Below are 20,786 nucleotides of genomic sequence, written 5' to 3' on the forward strand. Positions count from 1 at the left end.
GCGGGAGTTACGGGCGGAACCGCAGCACCTGCGGGTCGTGGTCGCTGATCTGGTCGTTGAACTCCGAGTTGACGTGCACGCTGTCGTACTGGAAGTCGCAGCCGCGGCGGATCGCCGGGCTGACCAGGATCTGGTCCAGGACCTGCTGGTTGCCCTGGTAGTCGTAGGTGTAACGCTCGCTCTTCGGCAGCGACTTGATCGCCGACCACAGCTCGCCGTCACCCTCGAGGATCTTCACCGTGCCGGAGAACTCGAAGTCGTTCATGTCGCCGAGCGCGATGACGTTCGCGTTCTTCTGCACGGACAGGATGTCCTTGACGAACGCGTTCACCAGGGTCGCCTGCGCGTGGCGCTGGACCTCCGAGCTGCGCACCGGGGGCTGGTACTGCGCGGTCAGCCCCTGGTCGCCGCCCTTGGAGTTGAGGTGGTTGGCGACCACGAACACGGTCTTGCCGCGGAAGACGAACTCTCCGGCCAGCGGCTTGCGGCTGTTCGCCCAGGCCGCGTCGGCCGGGGCGATCCGGCCCGGAGAGGCCGTCAGCTGCGCCTTGCCGTGCACCTTGGTGACGCCGACGGCGGTGGTGGAGTCGCCGCCCGCGCGGTCCACGAAGGACACCCGCTGCGGGTTGAACAGGAACACCTGGCGGATGTTGCCGCCGGGCTCGCCGCCGTCCTGGTCGTTGACCGGGTTGATCGAGCGCCAGTCGTACTTCGGGCCGCCCGCCGCGACGATCGCGTCGATCAGCTTGTTCACGGTCTCGTTCGCGTCGACCGTGCCGTCGTCCTTGGCGCCGTTGTTGTCCTGGATCTCTTCCAGGGACACGATGTCGGGCGACTGCAGGTTGTTCACGATCGCGGCGGCGTGCTGGTCGAAGGTGGCGTCCGTCGGGTCGAGGTTCTCGACGTTGTAGGTCGCCACCGCCAGCTCGCCGCGCGACTGCTTGCGCGTGGTCTCCCGCTGCAGCCCGCCGCTCTTCAGCGTGCCGAGCTTGCTCGCGACCAGGGTGTAGCCGCCGAACTGGTTGAAGTCCAGCGGGCCGGCGGTGGTGCCCTCCAGGGTGTCGCCGACGTTCGCCTTCGGGAAGTCGGCGGTCGAGCCCAGGGACTGGATCTGCAGCCGGCCGGTGTTCTGGGACTCGTAGGAGCCGTAGATCGTGCCGCCCCGGTGGGTGCGGTGCTCGCGCGGCTTCACCGTCACCCACAGCTCGCTGTACGGGTCGGTGGCGGTGACCACGCGGGTGTCGGCGACCTGGACGTTCATGCCCTCCAGGGACTCGTAGTAGTCCAGGGCGTACTTCGACGGGTCCAGCGCAAGGCCGTTGACGGAGCCGCTCGCGGCCGTGTCGCCCGCCGGGGTGTACCGGCTCGGCACCGACCGGGCGTCGATCACCGTCGGGGCGGGGACCGCGTTGCCCGTGGAGACGGTCGTGATCGTCGGCTTCGTGATCTCCGTCAGCGACTGGTTGCCGGAGGAGGCGCCGCCCGGGACGTACTCGGAGACCGTGCCGGTCACCGTGACCGAGTCGCCGACGGCGGCCTTCGGCGTGGAGCTGGTGAAGACGAAAACGCCCTCGCTGGTCGCCGGGTTGTCGTCCGGCGTCGCGTCCTGGAGCCAGAAGCCCTTGGAGGAGCCGTAGGTACGCGTGGCCGTGACGACGCCGGGCACGTCCGTGACCTTCTGGCCCGCCAGCGGCGATATTCGGGTCGTGCCCTGGATGTCGTGAATGCGCACCGCGTCGGCGTGCGCGGGCGAGGTGAGGGCGACGGTCGACGCCGCGGAACAGACGGCGGCGACGGTGAGCGCGGCGAGGCGCGCGGAAGACCTGCTCGGCAAGGGGATCCCTCCGTGGGGCGTATGTGAGCGCCGGGACGAGGCTGTAACGGGAGCGTGCAGGGCACGTAGCCCTGTGTGACACGCGTAGAGCAGAGTGAACAGTTGTCCCCCCAACTTCTACGCGCGTCAATCTCGTGCCTGCGCACCGGAGTTGTCAAGGTTTCGGCCATGTACGACCCCCGGCGGGGAGATGAACCGGGTGGCATGGGTGGAAATCCGTCTAGGCTGAGCGGCTGAGTCCTTTCACGGCCCGAGGAGAACCAGCCGATGTCAGACAGCTCCCCCTTGCCGCCCGTACGGCTGCACTCCGAAGCGGAGCTGGCGCGCGCCGCGCTGTCCACGCCGTTGCTCTCCCGCGCCGCCCGCCTCGCCCGGTGGGCCGGACCCGACACCCGCGTCGACGCCGGTGGCGGCCTGGCCGAGGAACAGCTTCCGGCCGCCGCCGAGCTGCTCGGCCTCGACGGCGACGACGCCGCCGCCTACGCCAGCGAGGCCTGGCGGGTGGCGGTGGACGCCGGACTGGTCGAGATCGTGGACGAGGAGGCCGGGACCGTCGCCGCCGGGGAGGAACTGGCGGTGCTCACCGGCGGCTCACCGCACGACGTGCTGTCGGTGTGGCTGGCCGCCCTGGAGACCGTCGTCGCGGACGCGGGCGTGCCCGACCTGGACGGTCTGGTCGACGCGATGGACGAGGGCGGCGAGGTCGATTTCTCGTCACTCGACTGGGACCCGGAGGCCGAGGCGGAGTTCCTCGACGGAGTGCTCGGCAACCTCTATCTGCTGACCGTCAGTGAGGACGGCGCGGGCGAAGGCACGGTGCCGCTGCCCGCCCTCGCCGCCTCGATGATCGTCCCCGGCGACATGGGCGAGCCCACCAACGACGTCCTCGAACAGGTGTCCGACGCGATGATGCGCCTCGACGACCAGTTCCGGATGCTGGAACCGATCGGTCTGGTCGAGTACCAGCCGGTGGACGAGGCCCTGATGGCCGATGCGGACGAAGAACCGTCGGCACCGGTGGACGACACCGACGTCTCCCGCTACGGCATGGTCCGGCTGACCCCGCTCGGCGTGTACGGGCTGCGGGCGCGGCTGCTGGAGGCCGGCTTCGAGGCCCCCTCGGTCGGCGAACTCGCCGACAAGGGCGCGGACGTGCTGCTCGACGGCACCGCGCGCTTCGGCCAGTCCGCCGCGCAGGCCGAGACCGAGCAGTGGCTCGCCCGGCGTGACCCCCTCGACGCGGCACACGAGCTGCTGGCGGCCGCGCGGGGCGCGGACACGGGCGCGCCGCTGCGCAGGCTGCGCTGTCAGCAGGCCCTGTCCCTGGTCGGCCCGCAGGCCGAGCCGGCGCTGCGGGACGTCCTCGGCGATCCCGAACTGGGCGGGCTCGCCCGGGTGTGGCTGAGCGAGCGGGGCGCCTCCGGCGTGCCCGCGCCCTCGCAGGAGCTGGTGTTCTGGCTGACCATCGACACGGTGGCCGCGCAGCTCCAGGCCGAGGGGAACTCCGAGGAACTGCAGGCGCTGGTGGAGGGGCTGGCCGAGCAGCACAGCGGGTTCTTCGCGGCGGCGTGGCGGGTCGAGCATCCCGCCACCGCGGATGTGCTGGAGGCGATGGGGCGGCTGCACCCGGACAAGAAGGTGGCGAAAGAGGCGAGGAAGGCCGCCTTCAAGGCCCGGTCGCAGCACGGGGGTTGAGCGGCACCGGGGGGCGCTCCCGGTCCGTCGCGCCGGGCGCCGTCGCGCCGGGAGAGCGAGCCGGGAGTGAGCGTAGGCACGGCTGGTGCTTTTGGTGGCCATGGGCCGATGCATACGGATTCATGGAACAGGGGACTCTGAAGTAGCCCCGTGTTCAACTCCCGTTCAAAAGTGGGCGGGAGCGTGTGCGCCGAACCGAGGCCCCCACCCTCCACGGCACGCCGACCGTCACAGGAGACACCATGTCGCTCACCCGCAGGGACTTCGCCAGAAAATCCGCGATCACCGGCGCGGGGGTCGCGCTGGCGGGCAGCGTCGGCGCCCTCGCCAGCGCACCCAACGCCCTCGCCGCCACGGACGACATCGCGAGCGCGGACGGCGAGTCGGCCCACGGGCACCACGGGCACCACGGAGTCGGCTACGGCCCGCTGCTCTCCGACCCGAACGGCATCCTCGCGCTGCCCGAGGGCTTCAACTACCGGGTCATCACCTACAGCGGGAAGACCAAGCTGGAGTCGGGCGAGTTCACCCCGTCCAACCACGACGGCACCGCCACCTTCGACGGCCCGCGGGGCACCACGCTCCTCGTCAACAACCACGAGCTGGCCGGCGCCCGGGCCACCTGGCCGCACCCGGTGCCGCTCACCGAGGGCCTCGTCTACGACCCGGCGGCGGCCGGCGGCTGCACCGTGGTCGAGGTCCGCCGCGGCGGCGAGGTCGCCGAGTGGGTGGGCATCGCCGGCACCGCCACCAACTGCGCGGGCGGCAGCACCCCGTGGGGCACCTGGCTGACCTGCGAGGAGACCGAGGACAAGGCCGGCAAGAATGGCTTCACCAAGGACCACGGCTATGTGTTCGAGGTCGACCCGGAGGACCGCCGGGCCAACCGCGACCCGAAGCCCGTCAAGGCGCTGGGCCGCTACGCCCACGAGGCCGTCGTCGTCGACCCCAAGCGCGGCCACCTCTTCCTCACCGAGGACGCGGCGGGCCCCAACGGCCTGCTCTACCGCTGGACCCCGCCGGCCGGCTTCCACCACGGCCGCCGCAAGCTGCGCACCCTCGCCGACGACGCGGGCGTCCTCCAGGCCGCCAAGTGCTTCGACTCCGGCGGCAAGTTCGTGGACGACCTGTCCCGGGCCACCAAGATCGGCACCGTGTACGGCGTCGACTGGGTCGACGTTCCCGACCGTGACGCCAAGACCGTATCCGTGCGCAAGCAGTTCACCACCGGCCAGGTCACCCGCGCCCGCAAGCTCGAGGGCATGTGGTGGGGCGACGGCGGCGTCTACATCGTCTCCTCCTTCGCCCGCGAGGAGAGCCCGGTCCAGCACGACGGCCAGGTCTGGTTCTACGACCCGAAGCGCCGCACGCTGACCCTCAAGGTCCTCCTCGGTGTCAACCCCGACCCGACCAAGGACGGCGCCTTCGACGGCCCCGACAACATCACCGTCTCCCCTTACGGTGGCCTGGTCATCGCCGAGGACGGCGAGGGTGTCCAGCACCTGTTCGGCGCCACCGAGAGCGGCCGCACCTACCCGATCGCCCGCAACGAGCTGAACATCGGCACCGAAGAGGAGCCCGAGTACAGCGAATTCACCGGCGTCACCTTCTCGCCCGACGGAAAGACCCTGTTCGCCAACATCCAGACCCCCGGCATCATGCTCGCCATCACGGGGCCCTGGAAGCGGCAGAAGTGCAACTGACCGTCGCGCGGTAATTAATTCGCTCGCTCGTCCCGCGGTGCCTCTCCTAGAGTGATCCTCGTCCAGGTGCGACAGGCAGGACCTACTTCCACTCTTAATGGGGAGGCCGCGGGTTCGAGTCCCGCCACCGGCTCAACGGGCCGGTGTAGCTCAGGGGTTAGAGCACCACACGTCGGTTCCGCCGACCTCGATCTCTGGACACCGAAAACTTCATGCACCTCCCGGTGCGCAGGCTGCGGTTACTTCTTTTGCAAAGAGAATCCAGAACCGCCGCCGACCTGATCTCGGGAGGCGCAGCAGATGGTGGGTGTCCGGTGCGCAGGCAGCGGATACTTCTTGGGACAGCAGGTCGCGGGATTCGACGCCCGTCAGCACCCGAGGGGTGCTGTAGCTCAGTGGTAGAGCGGCTGTTTGTCTCCGCCGCCGACTCCTGATCTCGGACACGTGCCAGTTGCTGCGCCTCCCTCCGAAATGCAAACGAATTCGGGGGAATTCACCATGGCGCGATTCAACCTGCGTGCCGCCCGCGCGCGGCCGGCCTCGGCGGTCACCTCGACGGGCCGCATCCTGCGGACCTACGAGGGCGGCCGGGGCCAGGAGCGCGACCCGCGCTCGGAGCTGTTCCTGCTGGCCGTCTCCAACTTCGTCTCGCAGAAGACCTTCTACGAGAGCGGCGCCGACCGCGACGAGCGGTTCACCCGCCTCGTCCGCGACCTCGCCGTCAGCGACCCGGACTGGACGGCCGGCCTGCTCGGCTGGCTGCGCGGCGAGGGCAACATGCGGACGGCCTCCCTCGTGGGCGCCGCCGAGTACGTGCACGCCCGGCTGACCGCCGGTGCGACCGACGGCCCCTCGAACCGGCAGGTCGTGGACTCCGTACTGCAGCGCCCGGACGAGCCCGGCGAGCTGCTCGCCTACTGGACGGCGACCTACGGCCGGGCCCTCCCCAAGCCCGTCAAGCGCGGTGTCGCCGACGCCGTACGACGCCTCTATCACGCCAGGTCGCTGCTCAAGTACGACACCGCGTCCAAGGGCTACCGCTTCGGCGACATCCTCAACCTCGTGCACGCGGCGCCGGACCCGGACAAGCCGTGGCAGGGCGAGCTGTTCCGGTACGCCCTCGACCGGCGGCACAACCCGGACACCGCCGTGCCGCCCGCCGCGCTCCCCGTGCTCACCGCGCGCCGCGAGCTGATGGCGCTGCCCGTCGAGCAGCGGCGGGCCGTCGTCACCGCACCCGGTGGTGCCGGGCGGATGGCGGCGGCCGGCATCACCTGGGAGGCGCTGGCCGGCTGGCTGCAGGGCCCGATGGACAAGGCGGCCTGGGAGGCCGTGATCCCGTCCATGGGCGCGATGGCGCTGGTCCGCAACCTGCGGAACTTCGACGAGGCGGGGGTCTCGGACCAGGTCGCCGCCGAGGTCGCGGCGAAGATCAGCGACCCGGAGCAGGTGGCGCGCTCGCGGCAGTTCCCCTTCCGCTACCTGTCGGCGTACCGGCATGCGCCGTCGCTGCGCTGGTCCTACCCGCTGGAGCAGGCGCTCGGCCACTCGCTGGCCAACGTGCCCGCGCTGCCGGGCCGGACCCTGGTGCTGGTCGACCGTTCGGGCTCGATGTTCTGGTCGCAGGTGTCCGACCGCGCCCAGCTCACCCGGGCCGACGCGGCGGCGGTCTTCGGCACGGCGCTCGCGCTGCGGGCGGCCGACGCCGACCTGGTCGAGTTCGGCTCGACCAGCGCCGAGGTGAAGTTCCGCAAGGGCGAGTCGGTGCTGAAGATCCTGGAGCGCTTCGGCAACCTGGGCGGCACCGACACCACCGAGGCGGTGCGCCGGCACTACCGGAAGCACGACCGGGTGCTGATCGTCACCGACGAGCAGTACGCCCCGCATCGGCACGGCGACCCGACCGAGCAGATCCCGGACCGCATCCCGGTCTACACCTGGAACCTGGAGGGCTACCGGGCGGGCCACGGCCCGTCGGGATCCGGGAACAGGCACACCTTCGGCGGTCTCTCGGACTCGGCTTTCCGGATGGTGCCGCTGCTGGAGCAGGCAAGGAACGCCGACTGGCCGTGGGAGGCCTGAACCGCGGCAGGCGCGGCCGGCCCTGATCGTGGCCCGCACTTCTACGGGGGGTGCGGGCCACACCCTTGTCTGCCGGGCAACTGATATCTAACATTTTAGTTTGTGAAAAGCCTGCGAGCCGTGCCCCGCACCCTGCTCCGGGACCGCGCCTGCGCGGCGATCCGGGACGCCATCGTGGCCGGGGAGATCGAGCCCGGCGCGGTGGTGCGGGACGCCGACCTCGCCGAGAGTCTGGGGCTCTCCCGGGCGCCGGTGCGGGAGGCCTTTGCGCGGCTCGTGGACGAGGGACTGCTGGAGAGCAAGCCGCAGAGTCACACCCGGGTCACCCCGCTGGTCGCCGCCGATGTACGGGACGCGGCGGCCGTGGTCGGTGCCATGCACGAGCTGGCCACCCGGGCTGCCGTACCCCGGCTGCGGGCGGCGGACCTCGACGCGATGCGCGCGGCCAACGACCGGTTCGCCGGTGCCGTACGGGCGGGTGACGTGGATGAGGCCCTGCGTGCCGACGACGAACTGCACGACGTCCTGGTCCGGGTGAGCGGCAACCGGGCGGCCGCAGCGACCGTGGCCCGATACACCCCGCTCATCCGCCGCCTGGAACGGCGGCGCTTCGGCGAGGGGGGCTCGTGCCGCTCGGCCGGGCTGCACGAGCGGCTGATCGAGGCCTGCGCCGACGGTGACGTGGTCGGCGCGGTCCGGGTCACGGCCGGCATCTGGCGCACGCTCGCAGACCTCGCCGACCCCGACTGATTTCGCCCGACCCAGGAGGTCCCGTGTCCCTGTCTTCCTTCGAGCGATACCCCCTCCTCTTCGGACCCTCGCCGGTGCACCCCCTGGAACGCCTGACCGCCCACCTCGGCGGTGCCGCCCTGTGGGCCAAGCGGGAGGACTGCAACTCCGGGATCGCCTACGGCGGGAACAAGACCCGCAAGCTGGAGTACCTGGTCGCCGACGCGCTCGCGCAGGGCTTCGACACCCTCGTGTCCATCGGCGGGGTGCAGTCCAACCACACCCGCCAGGTCGCCGCCGTCGCCGCCCGCGTCGGGCTGAAGTGCGTGCTGGTGCAGGAGAGCTGGGTGGAGTGGCCGGACTCCGTTTACGACAAGGTCGGCAATGTTCTGATCAGCCGGCTCGCCGGGGCCGAGGTGCGGCTGGTGCGGGCCGGTTTCGGGATCGGCTTCAAGGAGAGCTGGGAGCAGGCGCTCAGGGATGTCGAGGCGGCGGGCGGGAAACCGTACGCCATCCCGGCCGGTGCCTCCGACCACCCGCTCGGCGGCCTCGGCTTCGCCCGGTGGGCCTGCGAAGTCGCCGAGCAGGAGCGCGCGTCGGGGGTCTTCTTCGACACGGTGATCGTGTGCTCGGTGACCGGGTCGACCCAGGCGGGCATGGTCGCCGGATTCCGCGCGCTGCAGGAGGCGGGCGGCCGGCCGCGCCGGGTGCTCGGGATCGACGCTTCGGCCGAACCGGCCCGCACCCGCGAGCAGATCGCCCGGATCGCCCGCGCCACCGGTCGGCTCATCGGGGTGCAGGGTGAGACGACCGTCGAGCTGGACGAGCGGTACCACGCGGGAACGTACGGCATCCCGGACGAGTCCACGCTGGAGGCCATGCGGCTCGCCGCGCGGACCGAGGGCATGATCACCGACCCCGTCTACGAGGGGAAGTCCATGGCCGGGCTCATCGACCTCGTCCGGCGCGGCGAGATCGGCGCCGGCTCGACCGTGCTCTATGCCCACCTCGGCGGACAGCCCGCGCTCAACGCCTACAGTGCCCTCTTCCAGGCGGGCCCGCGCCGACCGGTGATGACGACTGCGGCCACCGTCGGCGCGACCGTCTCCGTTCAGCGCTCGATAAGATTCGGAGAGGGCCCCCGGATTGCGAGGAGTATCTGGATGACGCAGGTCAGGCCCATGCGTGCGGACGCTCGGCGCAACTACGAGCGGTTGCTGAAGGTGGCGGCGGAAGCCTTCGCCGAGCACGGAGAGAACGCGTCGCTGGACGACATCGCCAAGCGCGCCGGCGTCGGCTCCGGCACGCTCTACCGGCACTTCCCGACCCGGCAGGATCTGCTGGAGGCCGCATACGTCGACCGGATGGAGGCCATGGCGGCCCGCGCCGACGAGTTCGCCGCGGAACTGCCGCCGGGCGAGGCGCTGGTGGAGTGGCTCAACGAGCTGTGCGCCGGGACGATCGAGGTGCGCGGCATGAAGGCGCTGCTCGGCTCGGCCGTCACCGACGGCAGTGCCGTCGCGGTCACGGCCTGCGGCACCTGTATGAAGGACGCGGCGCGGCGGCTCGTGGAGGCGGCGCAGCGGGAGGGCAGCCTGCGCAAGGACATCGAGCCGATCGACATCCTGCGGCTGGCGCACGGCGTGGCATCGGCGTCGGAGCTGGCGAACGGGCAGGGGAAGCAGATCCGCCGCTATCTGTCACTGCTGACCGAGGGACTGCGACCGTAGCCGAAGCGGATTCTCGGGCGCCCCCTGACCCTGCGGGGGCGCGCCGACGGCTGTCCTGCGACGGTCTACAGGGCCCGTGCTCCGGGGTCGACCATGTTCCGTACCGTGCGGGCCTTCACGAACTCGCCCATCGCCGTCATCTCCCACTCGCCGGAGAACTGCCGGATGAGCTTGGCCATCATCACTCCGGTCTGGGGCTCGGCGGAGGTGAGGTCGAAGCGGACCAGTTCCTCGCCGCTGGCCGCGTCCACCAGACGGCAGTAGGCCTTGGCGACCTCGGTGAACTTCTGGCCGGAGAAGGAGTTGACCGTGAAGACCAGGCCGGTGACCTCCTGGGGGATGCGGCCGAGGTCGACCGTGATCACCTCGTCGTCGCCCCCGCCCTCACCGGTGAGGTTGTCGCCGGAGTGCTTGACCGCGCCGTTCAGGATGGTCAGCTTGCCGAAGTAGCAGCTGTCGACGGGGTTGCGCTGCGGGCCGTAGGCGATGACCGACGCGTCCAGGTCGATGTCCTTGCCGCGGAACGCGGGCTCCCAGCCCAGGCCCATCTGCACGAGGGAGAGCAGCGGGCGCCCGCCCTTGACCAGGGACACGGTCTGGTTCTTCTGGAGGCTGACCCGGCCCTTGTCCAGGTTGATCTTCCCGGCGCCGGGCACCGGTGCGGGCGGAGCGGGCGGTGCCGGCGGTGCCGCAGGAACGGGCGGTGCGACCGGTGCCTGCGCGGCGGGCGCCGGCGGTGCGGCCGCCGGTGCCGCGGCGGGCTCCTCCACCGTCACGCCGAAGTCCGTCGCGATGCCGGCCAGTCCGTCGGCGTACCCCTGGCCGACGGCGCGGGCCTTCCACTGGCCGTTGCGCCGGTAGATCTCCACGATCACCAGGGCCGTCTCCGTGCCGAGCTGCGGCGGCGTGAACGTGGCCAGGACCGAGCCGCCGTCCGCGTCCCGGATCGTGGCCGTCGGCTCGATGCCCTGGAAGGTCTGGCCCGCCGCGTCCGGGCTGGCCGTGACCACGATCTTCTCGATGTCCGGCGGCACGGCGCCGGTGTCGACCGTGATCGCGTCGGGCGCCGCGCCACCGCCGGACGTGTAGGTCACGCCCGCTCCGGCAGGCTGGTTGTAGAAGATGAAGTCGTTGTCGGAGCGCACCTTGCCGTCGGCGGTGAGCAGCAGGCCCGACACGTCGAGCCGCACCGGCGCGGAGACGTCCACCGTCACGCGGGCGGCCGACAGAGGGATGTTCGAGCCAGGGGTCATAGCTGTCATGCCGGGTGAACGAACGACACCGCTTTACCGTTCCCTTACCGACGAGCGGCCCCCCGATCGGCTCAGGGCACCACCACGATCTTCCGCCCCACCCCCGCCGCGAACTGCTCCAGCGCCTCGGGGTACCGCTGCAGCGGGATCCGGTCGCTGATGAACACCTCCGGGTCCAGCACCCCGTTGGCGAACAGCTCGGCCGCCCGCTCGAAGCTGTGCAGCACCGCCATGGACCCGGTGATCGTGATCTCCTGGTTGTAGATGCGGTACGGGTCGATCGTCACCCGGGTCGCGTAGTCGGCCACCCCGAACTGCAGGAACGTGCCCGCCTTGGCCACCCGGTCCAGGCCGTCCTGGATCGCCGCCGCGTTGCCGGTCGCGTCGACGACTACGTCCCAGCCCTGCGGGCGGTCCAGTTCGTCCGCGCCGCCCGCGGCGGCCGAGACGCCGAGCCGGCGAGCCGTCTCCAGACGGGACGGGTTGAGGTCCACCATGTCCACGCTCGCCGCGCCCGTCCGCTTGGCCAGCTCCAGCATCATCAGGCCCATGGTCCCGGAGCCGTAGATCAGGACGTGTGCGCCGAGGCGGGACCGGAGGACGTCGTAGCCGCGTACCGCGCAGGACAGGGGCTCCACCAGGGCCGCGTCCTGGGTGCGTACGTGCTCGGGCAGTTTCACGCAGTTCGCCACGGGGGCCACCGCGTAGCGGGCCGCGCCGCCGGCCGTGGTCACGCCGATGGCGGCCCAGCGCTCGCACAGGTTGTTGTGGCCGGTACGGCAGTAGCGGCACTCGTAGCAGTACAGGGAGGGGTCCACGGCCACCCGGTCGCCGACCGCGACCTCCGTGACCTGGGTGCCGACCCCGACCACCTCGCCCGCGAACTCGTGTCCGGGGACGATCGGCAGCTTGGGCGCGAACTCGCCCTGGAGGATGTGCAGGTCCGTGCCGCACAGGCCGCAGGCGGCGACCTCGACGACGACCTCGCGGGGCCCTGGCGTCGGGTCCGGGACCTCGGTGACGACGGCTCGGCCCACGGACTCGATGACGGCGGCCTTCATTTCACGGCTCCCAAGGACAGGCCCTGGACCAGCTTGTCCTGGGCGGCGAACCCCGCGGCGAGCACCGGCAGGGAGATGACGAGCGACGCGGCGCACACCTTGGCCAGGAACAGGCCCTGGCTGGTGATGAAGCCGGTCAGGAAGACGGGGGCGGTCTCGGCGGCCACGCCCGTCAGGACCCGGGCGAAGAGCAGCTCGTTCCAGCTGAAGATGAAGCAGATCAGGGCGGTCGCCGCGATGCCGGGCAGGGCGATCGGGGCCACCACGCGGGCGAGGATCACCGGCAGGCGGGCCCCGTCCACCCGCGCCGCCTCGATCACCGCGACCGGCACCTCGGCGAGGAAGGACTGCATCATCCACACCGCGATCGGCAGGTTCATGGAGGTGTAGAGGATGACCAGCAGCCAGATGTTGTCGAGCATTCCGGCGTTCTTGGCGAACAGGTAGACGGGCAGCAGGCCCGCCACGACCGGCAGCATCTTCGTGGACAGGAAGAAGAACAGGACGTCCGTCCACTTCTTCACCGGCCGGATCGACAGTGCGTACGCCGCCGGCAGGGCGAGCAGCAGCACGCAGAGCGTCGAGACCAGCGAGGCCACCGTGGAGTTGATGAGCGCCGGCCACGGGCTCGCCCCGCCGCCCGTGCCGAAGAACTCGCGGTAGCCGTCCAGGGTGAGGGAGGCGGTGAGGGAGGGCGGGTTGGTCGCCGCGTCCGCCTCGGAGTGGAAGGACGTCAGGGCCATCCACGCGATGGGCAGGAAGAAGACGATGCCGGCCAGCCAGGCCATCAGGCCCAGGCCGAGTCCCCTGCGTGCCGTGCGCTTCACGACGGTTGCGCTCATGCGCGGGACACCTCCTCGCGGAACAGGGACGACACCACGCGCAGGGCGAAGGTCGCGATGACGATCGAGCCGATGACCACCAGCACGCCCGCGGCCGAGGCGAGGCCGTTCTCGTGGGCCTGGTAGAAGCTCTGGTAGACGGTGTAGGGCAGGTTGGCGGTGCCGAGGCCGCCGGAGGTGATCGTGAACACCGCGTCGAAGTTCTGCACGATGTAGATCGAGCCCAGCAGGGCGCCGAGTTCGAGATAGCGGCGCAGGTGGGGCAGGGTGAGATGGCGGAAGATCTGCCAGTCGCTCGCGCCGTCGACCCGGGCGGCCTCGATCTGCTGCTGGTCCCGGCTCTGCAGCCCGGCCAGCAGGATCAGCATCATGAACGGCGTCCACTGCCACACCAGGGAGGCCTCGACCGCGAGCAGCGGGGTGCGCGAGATCCAGTCCGGCTGTGGGCCGCCCACATAGTGCAACAACCCATTGAGCAGGCCGTATTCGGGGTTGTAGAGCACATGTTTCCAGAGCAGGGCCGCGGCCACGGGGACGACCAGGAACGGGGCGATGAGCAGGGTGCGTACGACGCCCCGGCCGCGGAACCTGCGGTCCAGCAGCAGGGCCAGTGCCAGTCCGAGGACCAGGCTGGCCAGCACCACCGCCACCGTGAGCAGCACGGTCGTCCACACCGAGTGGCGCAGGTCCGTGTCGGTCAGCACCTGGCGGTAGTTGTCGACTCCGGTGAAGCGGCGGGCCTTGGGGTAGAGGGCGTTCCAGTCGAAGAAGGAGATGACCACCGTGGCCACGAACGGCAGCTGGGTCACCACGATCATGAAGACCAGGGCCGGGAGGAGCGGGGCGCGGGTGGCCCAGGCGCGCAGTCGGGCCGAGGGCTGTTTCACGGTTCTTGCCTGGGTGGTCGCGAGGGGGGCCGTTGTCGTCGCTGTCATCGTCCCTCGTACTCCTTGGAGATCTTCTCGGCGAGCTGCTGGGACTTCTTCAGGGCCGCGTCCGTGGACTGGCGTCCGGCGATGGCCGCGCTGATCTCCTGGGAGACCTTGGTGCCGAGGTCCGTGAACTCGGGGATGCCGACGAACTGGATGCCGGGCGCGGGGCGCGGCTGGACGCCGGGGTCGCCCGGGCGGGCGCTCTCGATGGCCTCCTTGGTCATCTCCTGGAAGGCGGCGGCCGACTTGCGGTAGTCGGCGTTCGTGTATGTCGATGCCCGCTTGCCCGCCGGGACGTCGGACCAGCCGCTGGTCTCGCCGACCAGTTGCTCGTAGCCCTTGCTCGACGCCCAGGAGACGAACTTCCAGGCCTTGTCGGGGTTGCGGGAGGCCTTCTGGATGCCCCAGGCCCAGGTGTAGAGCCAGCCGGAGGAGTCCGTCCTCTCCACAGGGGCGGGGGCGTAGCCGAGCTTGCCCTTGACCGGGGAGTCCTTCGCCTCCAGCAGGCCGGCCGCGGACGTGGCGTCGTACCACATGGCGACCTTGCCCTGGGTCATGTTGTTGAGGCACTCGGCGAAGCCGGACTGGGCCGCGCCCGATTCACCGTGAGCGCGGACGAGATCGACATAGAACTTTGTCGCCTTCTCGAACTCGGGGGAGTCCAGGCGGGCCTTCCAGTCCTTGTCGAACCAGGTGCCGCCGAAGGTGTTCACGACGGTGGTGAGGGGTGCCATCAGCTCGCCCCAGCCGGGCAGCCCGCGCAGACAGATGCCCTTCATGCCGGACCGCGCGCCGTCCGCCTTCGCCGCAAGGACGGCGACCTGCTGCCAGGTGGGGTGCGCCGGCATCGTCAGGCCCTTCGCCGCGAACACGTCCTTGCGGTACATCAGGAAGGACGACTCGCCGTAGAAGGGCTGACCGTAGAGCTTGCCGTCGCCGCCGGTGAGGGACTGGCGCATGGGCTTGAGGACGTCCTTCTCGTCGTAGGCCGGGTCCTCGGCGGTGTACGAGTCCATCTCGTGCAGCCAGCCGTTGCGGGCGTAGATCGGAATCTCGTAGTTGGACAGGGTGGCCACGTCGTACTGGCCGGCCTGGTTGGCGAAGTCCTGGCTGATCTTGTCGCGGACGTCGTTCTCGGGCAGGACGGTGAAGTTCACCCGGATGCCGGTCTCCTTGGTGAAGTGCGCGGCGGTGAGCTTCTGCAACTCCGTCATCTGAGGGTTGTTGACCATCAGGACGTTGATGGAGTCGCCGCCTGAACCGGACCCGCCCGCACCGACCCAGCAGCCGGAGAGCAGCGGGGCGAGCAGCGTCCCTGCGGCGGCCATGGCGAGCGCGGCTCTCGGCCTCCGTCGGCTCTGGGTTCGCATGGATCGCTCCTGGATGTATCGGTATATATAGGATGGCTATCGGTATGAAGGAGCCCTGTGGGCGGGCGAGTTTGCTTTTCGGATTTGTTTGTCAGACCCGGATGACCTGCGGGCCCATCAGGGAGTAGCGGTGGGCCTCGGCCGCCGGGAGCTGTGTGCTCGTCACGATCGCCTCCAGCGCGCCGACCTCGGCGAACCGGCAGAAGCTGACCGCCCCGAACTTGGTGTGCACACCCGCGAAGACGGTGCGCCGCGCGGCCCGGATGGCCTGGGTCTTGACCTCGCTGACCGCGGGGTCCGGGGTGGTCAGACCGTGTTCTCGGGAGATGCCGTTGGCGCCGATGTAGGCCAGGTCGACCACGAAGCCGGCCAGCATCTTCGTCGTCCAGTGGTCGACGGTGGCCAGCGTGCCGGCACGGACCCGGCCGCCGAGGAGCAGGACCGACATGTTCTCGGCCTCGGCGAGCGCGCCCGCGACCGGCAGGGACGCGGTGACCACGGTCAGCGGCCGGTCCGTCGGCAGGGCCTCGGCGATGAGCTGCGGGGTGAAGCCCTCGTCGACGAAGACCGTCTCCGCGTCCCCCAGCAGTTCGGCCGCGGCGGCCGCGATCCGGCGCTTCTCGGGGACGTGACTGGTGGCGCGGAAGGCGAGCGTCGTCTCGAAGCCGGCGCTCTCGACCGGATAGGCGCCGCCGTGCGTACGGCGGATCAGTCCGTGGTCCTCCAGGGCACGCAGATCGCGCCGGATGGTCTCCTTGGCCACGCCCAGCTGGGTGGCGAGCGCGGTGACGTCGACCGAGCCCGTGGCGCGCGCGGCCCGCACGATCTCGCGCTGGCGCTCTTCCGCCGTCCTGATGCTCATGTCGTCACCCACTTCCCCGCGGCTCTGCCCGTTCGGGCCCATGGGGGAAGTTCTACAGCGGGTGTGCGGCACTGACCAGGCCTGTTGCGGGCCCGATACTGCCCGTGTGTGCCCGTTTGCGGAGTGCTGAGCCCGCCTCGGACCTGTGCGACTGCCCGGGCGAGGGGTGGGAGCGGGCGGTCCCGATGCCCGAACGCGGCGGCGGGCGGGTCCGTTCGGTGCCCGCCCGCCGCCGTGAGCGATCGTTTTCCGCCGTTGTGGAGACGGTCAGTGGAGACGGTCAGTACGGCCAGATGGGCGGGTCGCTCACGAAGTGCCCGCCCAGGTGGCTGTGGGCCGGGTTCTCCGGGTCCAGCTCGCCCTGCTCGGCGATCAGCTTCTCGGCGTACGGCTCGGAGTCGTCCCGCGGCTCGTAGCCGAGCGCCCGTGCGGTCGTCAGGTCCCACCACAGCCGGGTGTTGGCCGAGGACCCGTAGACCACGGTGTGGCCGACCCCCTCGGCGGTCAGGGCCGCGTCGAAGAGGCGGGCGCCGTCGGCCGGGCTCATCCACACCGAGAGCATGCGCACCCCGGTCGGCTCCGGGAAGCAGGAGCCGATGCGCACGGAGACGGTCTCCAGGCCGTACTTGTCCCAGTAGAACTGGGCGAGGTCCTCGCCGAAGGACTTGGACAGGCCGTAGAAGGTGTCGGGGCGGCGCGGGGTGTCGACCGGGATCAGCGGGTCGCCCTCGCGCGGGGCGGGGGTGAAGCCGACGGCGTGGTTGGAGGAGGCGAAGACGATCCGCGGCACGCCTTCGAGGCGGGCGGCCTCGTACAGGTTGTAGGTGCCCTCGATGTTCGACCTCAGGATCTTCTCGAAGGGCGCCTCCAGGGAGATGCCCGCCAGATGCAGGATCGCGTCCACGCCCCGCACCGCCTCGCGCAGCGCCTCCTTGTCGGCGAGGTCCGCGGTGATGGCGTCCGGCGCGTCCTCGACGGGGCGCACGTCGAGCAGGCGCAGCGTGTAGCCGTGCTCCGGCAGCAGGGATCGCATCAGGGTGCCGAGTCCGCCGGCGGCGCCGGTGAGCAGAAGGGTGCGGGGAGCGGGCATCCTCGATCTCCTTGATGTCCTTGGCGGTGTCATGAATGCCAGGCGATCGTATGTGTGGACGGGATTCACATTCGTGGACACGCTAGAGAGGCCGGGGTTCCTGGTCAAGTGTGCCGTGGAGTGCGGAAATCCGCTGCCGTGTTGATGGTTTGCCCGCTTGACCGTCCTTGCGACGGCTCCGTAGTGTGAGGGCGTTCAGAAATATGGACGCCGATCAGACACATGCACCGATGACATGCACTGACAGGGAGCGCCCGTGACGCCAGCCCCTCTCGCCGCCCGGCTCCGCGACCCGAGCGGGCCGCTGTTCTTCCCCGTCACCGCCTACGGCCCCGACGGCTCCGTGGACCTCGACGTCTACCGCACCCATGTGCGCCGGGGCGTCGAGGCCGGTGCTGCCGCCGTGTTCGCCTGCTGCGGCACCGGGGAGTTCCACGCGCTGCTGCCGGAGGAGTTCGAGGCCTGCGTCCGGGCGGCCGTCGAGGCGGCCGGGGGGCGCGTCCCGGTGATCGCGGGCGCCGGCTACGGCACCGCGCTCGCCGTCCGCTACGCGCGTCTCGCCGCGGGCTCGGGCGCCGACGGGCTCCTGGCCATGCCGCCGTACCTCGTGCTCGCGGGCCAGGAGGGCCTGCTGCGGCACTACCGCGAGGTCGCCGCGGCCACCCCCCTGCCGGTGATCGTCTATCAGCGCGACAACGCCGTCTTCACCCCGCCGACCGTGGTCGAACTCGCCCGCACCGACGGCATCATCGGTCTCAAGGACGGCCTCGGCGACCTGGACCTCATGCAGCGGATCGTCAGCGCCGTCCGCACCGAGGTTCCCGGCGGCCTCCTGTACTTCAACGGCCTGCCCACCGCCGAGCAGACCCAGCTCGCCTACCGAGCCCTCGGCATCACCCTCTACTCCTCCGCGGTCTTCTGCTTCGCCCCCGAGATCGCCCTCGCCTTCCACAGGGCCCTGGAGACGGGCGACCAGGACACCGTGCGCCGCCTCCTGGACGGCTTCTACCGCCCCTTCGTGGAGCTGCGCGCCCAGGGACGCGGCTACGCCGTCTCGCTCGTCAAGGCGGGCGTACGGCTGCGCGGCCTGGACGTGGGCGAGGTCCGGCCCCCGCTGCACGAGCCGGGCGAGGGCCATGTCAAGCAGCTCGCTCAGCTGATCGAGCGTGGCTACGCGCTGCTGGAGGAGGACGCGTGAAGGCGTCGGCGTTCGTCTACCCCTGGGACGTCAACGGGGACCCGGAGGCCCCGGCCCGGATCGCCGCACTCGGTGTACGGCAGGTGACCCTCGCGTCGGCCTATCACTCCACCCGCGCGCTGACCCCCCGCCACCCCCGCCACCGCATCGTCACCGCCGAGTACGCGGCCGTCCTTCATCCCGTCGGCAACCGCTGGTCGGGTCGCGGACTGCGCCCGTACCCCGCCGGACGCTGGGCCCCCGGAAACGCCTACGGAGAGGCCGCCGAGGCGCTCGCGGCGGCCGGCCTGGAGGTGCACACCTGGGTCGTCCTCGCGCACAACTCCCGCCTGGGCGCCGAACATCCGGACACCTCGGTCGTCAACGCCTACGGCGACCGCTACCCGTGGGCCCCCTGCATCGCCCAGCCCGCCACGCGCGCGTACCTGGTCGACCTGGCCGCCGAGGCCGCCGTCCGCCCCGGCGCCCACGGCACCGAACTGGAGTCCCTCGGCTGGTACGGACTCCAGCACCTGCACGCCCACGACAAGACCTCCGGGGTCGGCCTCGGGGACGCCGGACAGTACCTGATGTCACTCTGCTTCTGCCCGGCCTGCCGCGCCGGGTACGGCGAACACGGCCTCGATGCCGACGAGTTGGCGGCCGTCGTACGAAACGCCCTGGAGCCGCTGTGGCGCGGCGCGGCGGACGACGGTGGCTGGCCGACGGTCGAGAAGCTCCTCGGCCAGGACACCGCGGCCGCCACGCGCGCGTGGCGCGACGGCACCGCCCGCACCCTCCAGGAACAGGCCGTCAGCGCCGTACGCGCCGCCGCACCCGACGGCTTCCAGGTCCTGCTGCACGCGGACCCGGTGCCGTACCACTGCGGCGCCAACGTCGGCGTCGACCCCGGCCACATCCTCTCCGTCGCGGACGGTGTGGTGGTGCCGTGCACGAGCGGTACGGCCCTGCTGGCGCCCTTCGCCGAGCAGGCGCGCGAGCGGACGGTCCTGGCCGCCAACTTCACGGTGGTCTCCGGGATGGGCGGCAGCCCCGGCACGCTCGCGGCCGACGCGGCACGCGCGCGTGCCCAGGGGGCGACGGAACTGCGGCTGTATCACGCCGGGTTGGCGTCGGACGGGGACCTGGCGGCGGTGCGCGAGGCGCTGTCCGTGCGCTGAGCGGCGAGCGCGGCGGCCGTCAGGAGCAGGGCCAGGCCGTACAGGGGCAACAGCAGCCCGGGGCCGGAGAGTTCGACCAGTCCGGCCCCGACGGCCAGCCCGATCACGTTCGGCGCGAACATCACGGTCTGGGCGGTGGCGGTCACCCGGCCCAGCAGTGGCCCGGGGGTCTCACGCTGGACGGCGGTGAGCGCGGCGATCAACACGCAGGGCAGGCCCAGGCCGACCGCCGCCGCCGACACCAGGGCCACCGGGTCCGACGGAGCGGCCCGAGCGGCCACCGCGGCCGCCGTCAGCGCGATCCCGGCCGCCGCGAACCGGCGCCCGCCGAGCCGCCGCAGCGCCGGTCCCGAGACCAGGCCGACCGCCACCGAGCCGGCGCCCTGGACGGCGTACAGCACGCCCGCGTAGGCGGGGGAGTGCCCGAGGCGCTCCACGACGGCATACACCGTCGTACTGCTCAGAGCGGCGAGCAGCATCGTCGTACCCCCCGCGCGGACCAGCGGACGCAGCCCGGGGTGACCCCACAGGTGGCGGACGCCCTCCGTGGTCTGCCGCCACCGGCCGCCGCCGGACCGGGCCGGCCGCTCCTCCCGCACGCGCAGAAGGGCGCACAGCCCGCCGGCGAGCACGAAGGTGAGCGCGTCGAGACAGGCCACGGCCGCGCCGCCGAAGGCCGCGTAGAGGCCCGCTCCGGTCAGCGGAGCGACGAGCTTCATCCCCTCGTTGGCCGTCATGCGCAGCCCATTGAAATCGCCGCGGAGAGCCGGGTCGACGGTGGCGGTGACCAGGGCCGACTCGGCGGCGTCGTGTACGACGCCGGCGGCGCCGTACCCGAAGAGCACGGCGAACAGCAGCCACAGGCGGCCCGCGGAGTCCACCGCGAACAGGGTCAGCAGCAAGGCGGCCAGGCCGAGGTCGACGGTGATGAGCAGTGACGTGCGGCGGAAGCCGTCGGCGAGGGTGCCGAGCGCCGGGCCGGCCAGAACGGGTGCCCACAGGGCGAGCATGCACAGGGCGGCCAGGCCGTTGGAACCGGTGAGGTCCTTGACCCACACGCCCGACGCCAGCCACAGCGAGGACGTGCCGAAGCCGGACACCACCACACTTGTCAGAAACAGCCGCGCATTGCGGTCCCGCAGCACGCGGAGCACGGTCCAGGAAGTCGTCATGCCCGGTCATCGTGGCCCTAAGGGGGGTGCGCGCGGATCGGTCACCCGCCCTATCCGTACCGGGCCCGCGGCG

The 20,786-nt window shown here is 71.2% G+C and carries 16 protein-coding genes and 1 pseudogene; 8 read left to right on the forward strand and 9 right to left on the reverse strand.

Features of this window, described 5'->3' with window-relative positions:
- Positions 1 to 7 precede the first annotated feature (7 nt).
- Positions 8 to 1,834 carry an endonuclease/exonuclease/phosphatase family protein gene (locus tag ACIRU3_RS14535; RefSeq protein ID WP_404055995.1) on the reverse strand — a complete coding sequence of 609 codons (1,827 nt, stop codon included), beginning with the start codon at positions 1,832 to 1,834 and terminating at the stop codon, positions 8 to 10.
- Positions 1,835 to 2,101: 267 nt separating this feature from the next.
- On the opposite strand from ACIRU3_RS14535, the gene ACIRU3_RS14540 reads away from it, so the two are divergent.
- The 6 genes and pseudogenes from ACIRU3_RS14540 (at position 2,102) to ACIRU3_RS14565 (ending at position 9,773) form a co-directional block, all read left to right on the forward strand.
- Positions 2,102 to 3,529 (forward strand): hypothetical protein, encoded by a 1,428-nt coding sequence (locus ACIRU3_RS14540; RefSeq protein ID WP_404055997.1) that lies wholly within the window; start codon positions 2,102 to 2,104, stop codon positions 3,527 to 3,529.
- A 242-nt stretch (positions 3,530 to 3,771) separates the two neighbouring features.
- Entirely contained in the window at positions 3,772 to 5,232 is a 1,461-nt protein-coding gene (locus tag ACIRU3_RS14545; protein ID WP_404055998.1) for an alkaline phosphatase PhoX, read from the forward strand.
- Positions 5,233 to 5,730: 498 nt separating this feature from the next.
- On the forward strand, positions 5,731 to 7,314 hold the full coding sequence (locus tag ACIRU3_RS14550; protein ID WP_404056000.1) for a TROVE domain-containing protein: 1,584 nt from the start codon (positions 5,731 to 5,733) through the stop codon (positions 7,312 to 7,314).
- A 102-nt stretch (positions 7,315 to 7,416) separates the two neighbouring features.
- Positions 7,417 to 8,064 (forward strand): GntR family transcriptional regulator, encoded by a 648-nt coding sequence (locus ACIRU3_RS14555; RefSeq protein ID WP_404056002.1) that lies wholly within the window; start codon positions 7,417 to 7,419, stop codon positions 8,062 to 8,064.
- 23 nt (positions 8,065 to 8,087) lie between these two features.
- Positions 8,088 to 9,092: pseudogene (locus ACIRU3_RS14560) on the forward strand (1-aminocyclopropane-1-carboxylate deaminase); the annotation flags it as partial.
- Positions 9,093 to 9,206: 114 nt separating this feature from the next.
- Positions 9,207 to 9,773: a TetR/AcrR family transcriptional regulator gene (locus ACIRU3_RS14565; RefSeq protein WP_404056244.1), complete on the forward strand. Its 567-nt coding sequence runs from the start codon at positions 9,207 to 9,209 to the stop codon at positions 9,771 to 9,773.
- Positions 9,774 to 9,838: 65 nt separating this feature from the next.
- Here the strand turns inward: ACIRU3_RS14565 and ACIRU3_RS14570 are convergent, their stop codons facing one another.
- The 7 genes from ACIRU3_RS14570 to ACIRU3_RS14600 all read right to left on the reverse strand — a co-directional run bounded on the left by ACIRU3_RS14570 (position 9,839) and on the right by ACIRU3_RS14600 (position 17,183).
- Positions 9,839 to 11,026 (reverse strand): TerD family protein, encoded by a 1,188-nt coding sequence (locus ACIRU3_RS14570; RefSeq protein WP_404056004.1) that lies wholly within the window; start codon positions 11,024 to 11,026, stop codon positions 9,839 to 9,841.
- Between the two features lie 71 nt (positions 11,027 to 11,097).
- Positions 11,098 to 12,087 carry a zinc-dependent alcohol dehydrogenase family protein gene (locus ACIRU3_RS14575; RefSeq protein WP_404056006.1) on the reverse strand — a complete coding sequence of 330 codons (990 nt, stop codon included), beginning with the start codon at positions 12,085 to 12,087 and terminating at the stop codon, positions 11,098 to 11,100.
- The gene (locus ACIRU3_RS14580; RefSeq protein WP_404056008.1) at positions 12,084 to 12,929 is read right to left on the reverse strand and encodes a carbohydrate ABC transporter permease; all 846 of its coding nucleotides are present in this window, start codon (positions 12,927 to 12,929) and stop codon (positions 12,084 to 12,086) included. Before ACIRU3_RS14580 ends, ACIRU3_RS14575 begins: the two co-directional genes overlap by 4 nt.
- Positions 12,926 to 13,864 carry a carbohydrate ABC transporter permease gene (locus ACIRU3_RS14585; RefSeq protein ID WP_404056010.1) on the reverse strand — a complete coding sequence of 313 codons (939 nt, stop codon included), beginning with the start codon at positions 13,862 to 13,864 and terminating at the stop codon, positions 12,926 to 12,928. Before ACIRU3_RS14585 ends, ACIRU3_RS14580 begins: the two co-directional genes overlap by 4 nt.
- Positions 13,861 to 15,231 (reverse strand): ABC transporter substrate-binding protein, encoded by a 1,371-nt coding sequence (locus ACIRU3_RS14590; RefSeq protein WP_404056012.1) that lies wholly within the window; start codon positions 15,229 to 15,231, stop codon positions 13,861 to 13,863. The genes ACIRU3_RS14585 and ACIRU3_RS14590 overlap by 4 nt, the downstream gene beginning before the upstream one ends.
- A 91-nt stretch (positions 15,232 to 15,322) precedes the next feature.
- Positions 15,323 to 16,093 (reverse strand): DeoR/GlpR family DNA-binding transcription regulator, encoded by a 771-nt coding sequence (locus tag ACIRU3_RS14595; RefSeq protein WP_404056014.1) that lies wholly within the window; start codon positions 16,091 to 16,093, stop codon positions 15,323 to 15,325.
- 280 nt (positions 16,094 to 16,373) lie between these two features.
- Positions 16,374 to 17,183, reverse strand: a complete 810-nt coding sequence (locus tag ACIRU3_RS14600; protein ID WP_404056016.1) for an NAD-dependent epimerase/dehydratase family protein — start codon at positions 17,181 to 17,183, stop codon at positions 16,374 to 16,376.
- A 256-nt stretch (positions 17,184 to 17,439) separates the two neighbouring features.
- On the opposite strand from ACIRU3_RS14600, the gene ACIRU3_RS14605 reads away from it, so the two are divergent.
- Together ACIRU3_RS14605 and ACIRU3_RS14610 are read left to right on the forward strand one after the other, a co-directional pair.
- Entirely contained in the window at positions 17,440 to 18,381 is a 942-nt protein-coding gene (locus ACIRU3_RS14605) for a 5-dehydro-4-deoxyglucarate dehydratase (protein ID WP_404056017.1), read from the forward strand.
- Positions 18,378 to 19,541 carry a hypothetical protein gene (locus tag ACIRU3_RS14610; RefSeq protein ID WP_404056019.1) on the forward strand — a complete coding sequence of 388 codons (1,164 nt, stop codon included), beginning with the start codon at positions 18,378 to 18,380 and terminating at the stop codon, positions 19,539 to 19,541. The genes ACIRU3_RS14605 and ACIRU3_RS14610 overlap by 4 nt, the downstream gene beginning before the upstream one ends.
- Here ACIRU3_RS14610 and ACIRU3_RS14615 read toward each other — a convergent pair.
- Positions 19,478 to 20,713, reverse strand: a complete 1,236-nt coding sequence (locus ACIRU3_RS14615) for an MFS transporter (protein WP_404056020.1) — start codon at positions 20,711 to 20,713, stop codon at positions 19,478 to 19,480. The genes ACIRU3_RS14610 and ACIRU3_RS14615 overlap by 64 nt on opposite strands.
- Positions 20,714 to 20,786: the final 73 nt, after the last annotated feature.

The organism is Streptomyces sp. NPDC101151, from assembly GCF_044768335.1.
In the GTDB taxonomy this organism is placed as follows: Bacteria; Actinomycetota; Actinomycetes; order Streptomycetales; family Streptomycetaceae; genus Streptomyces.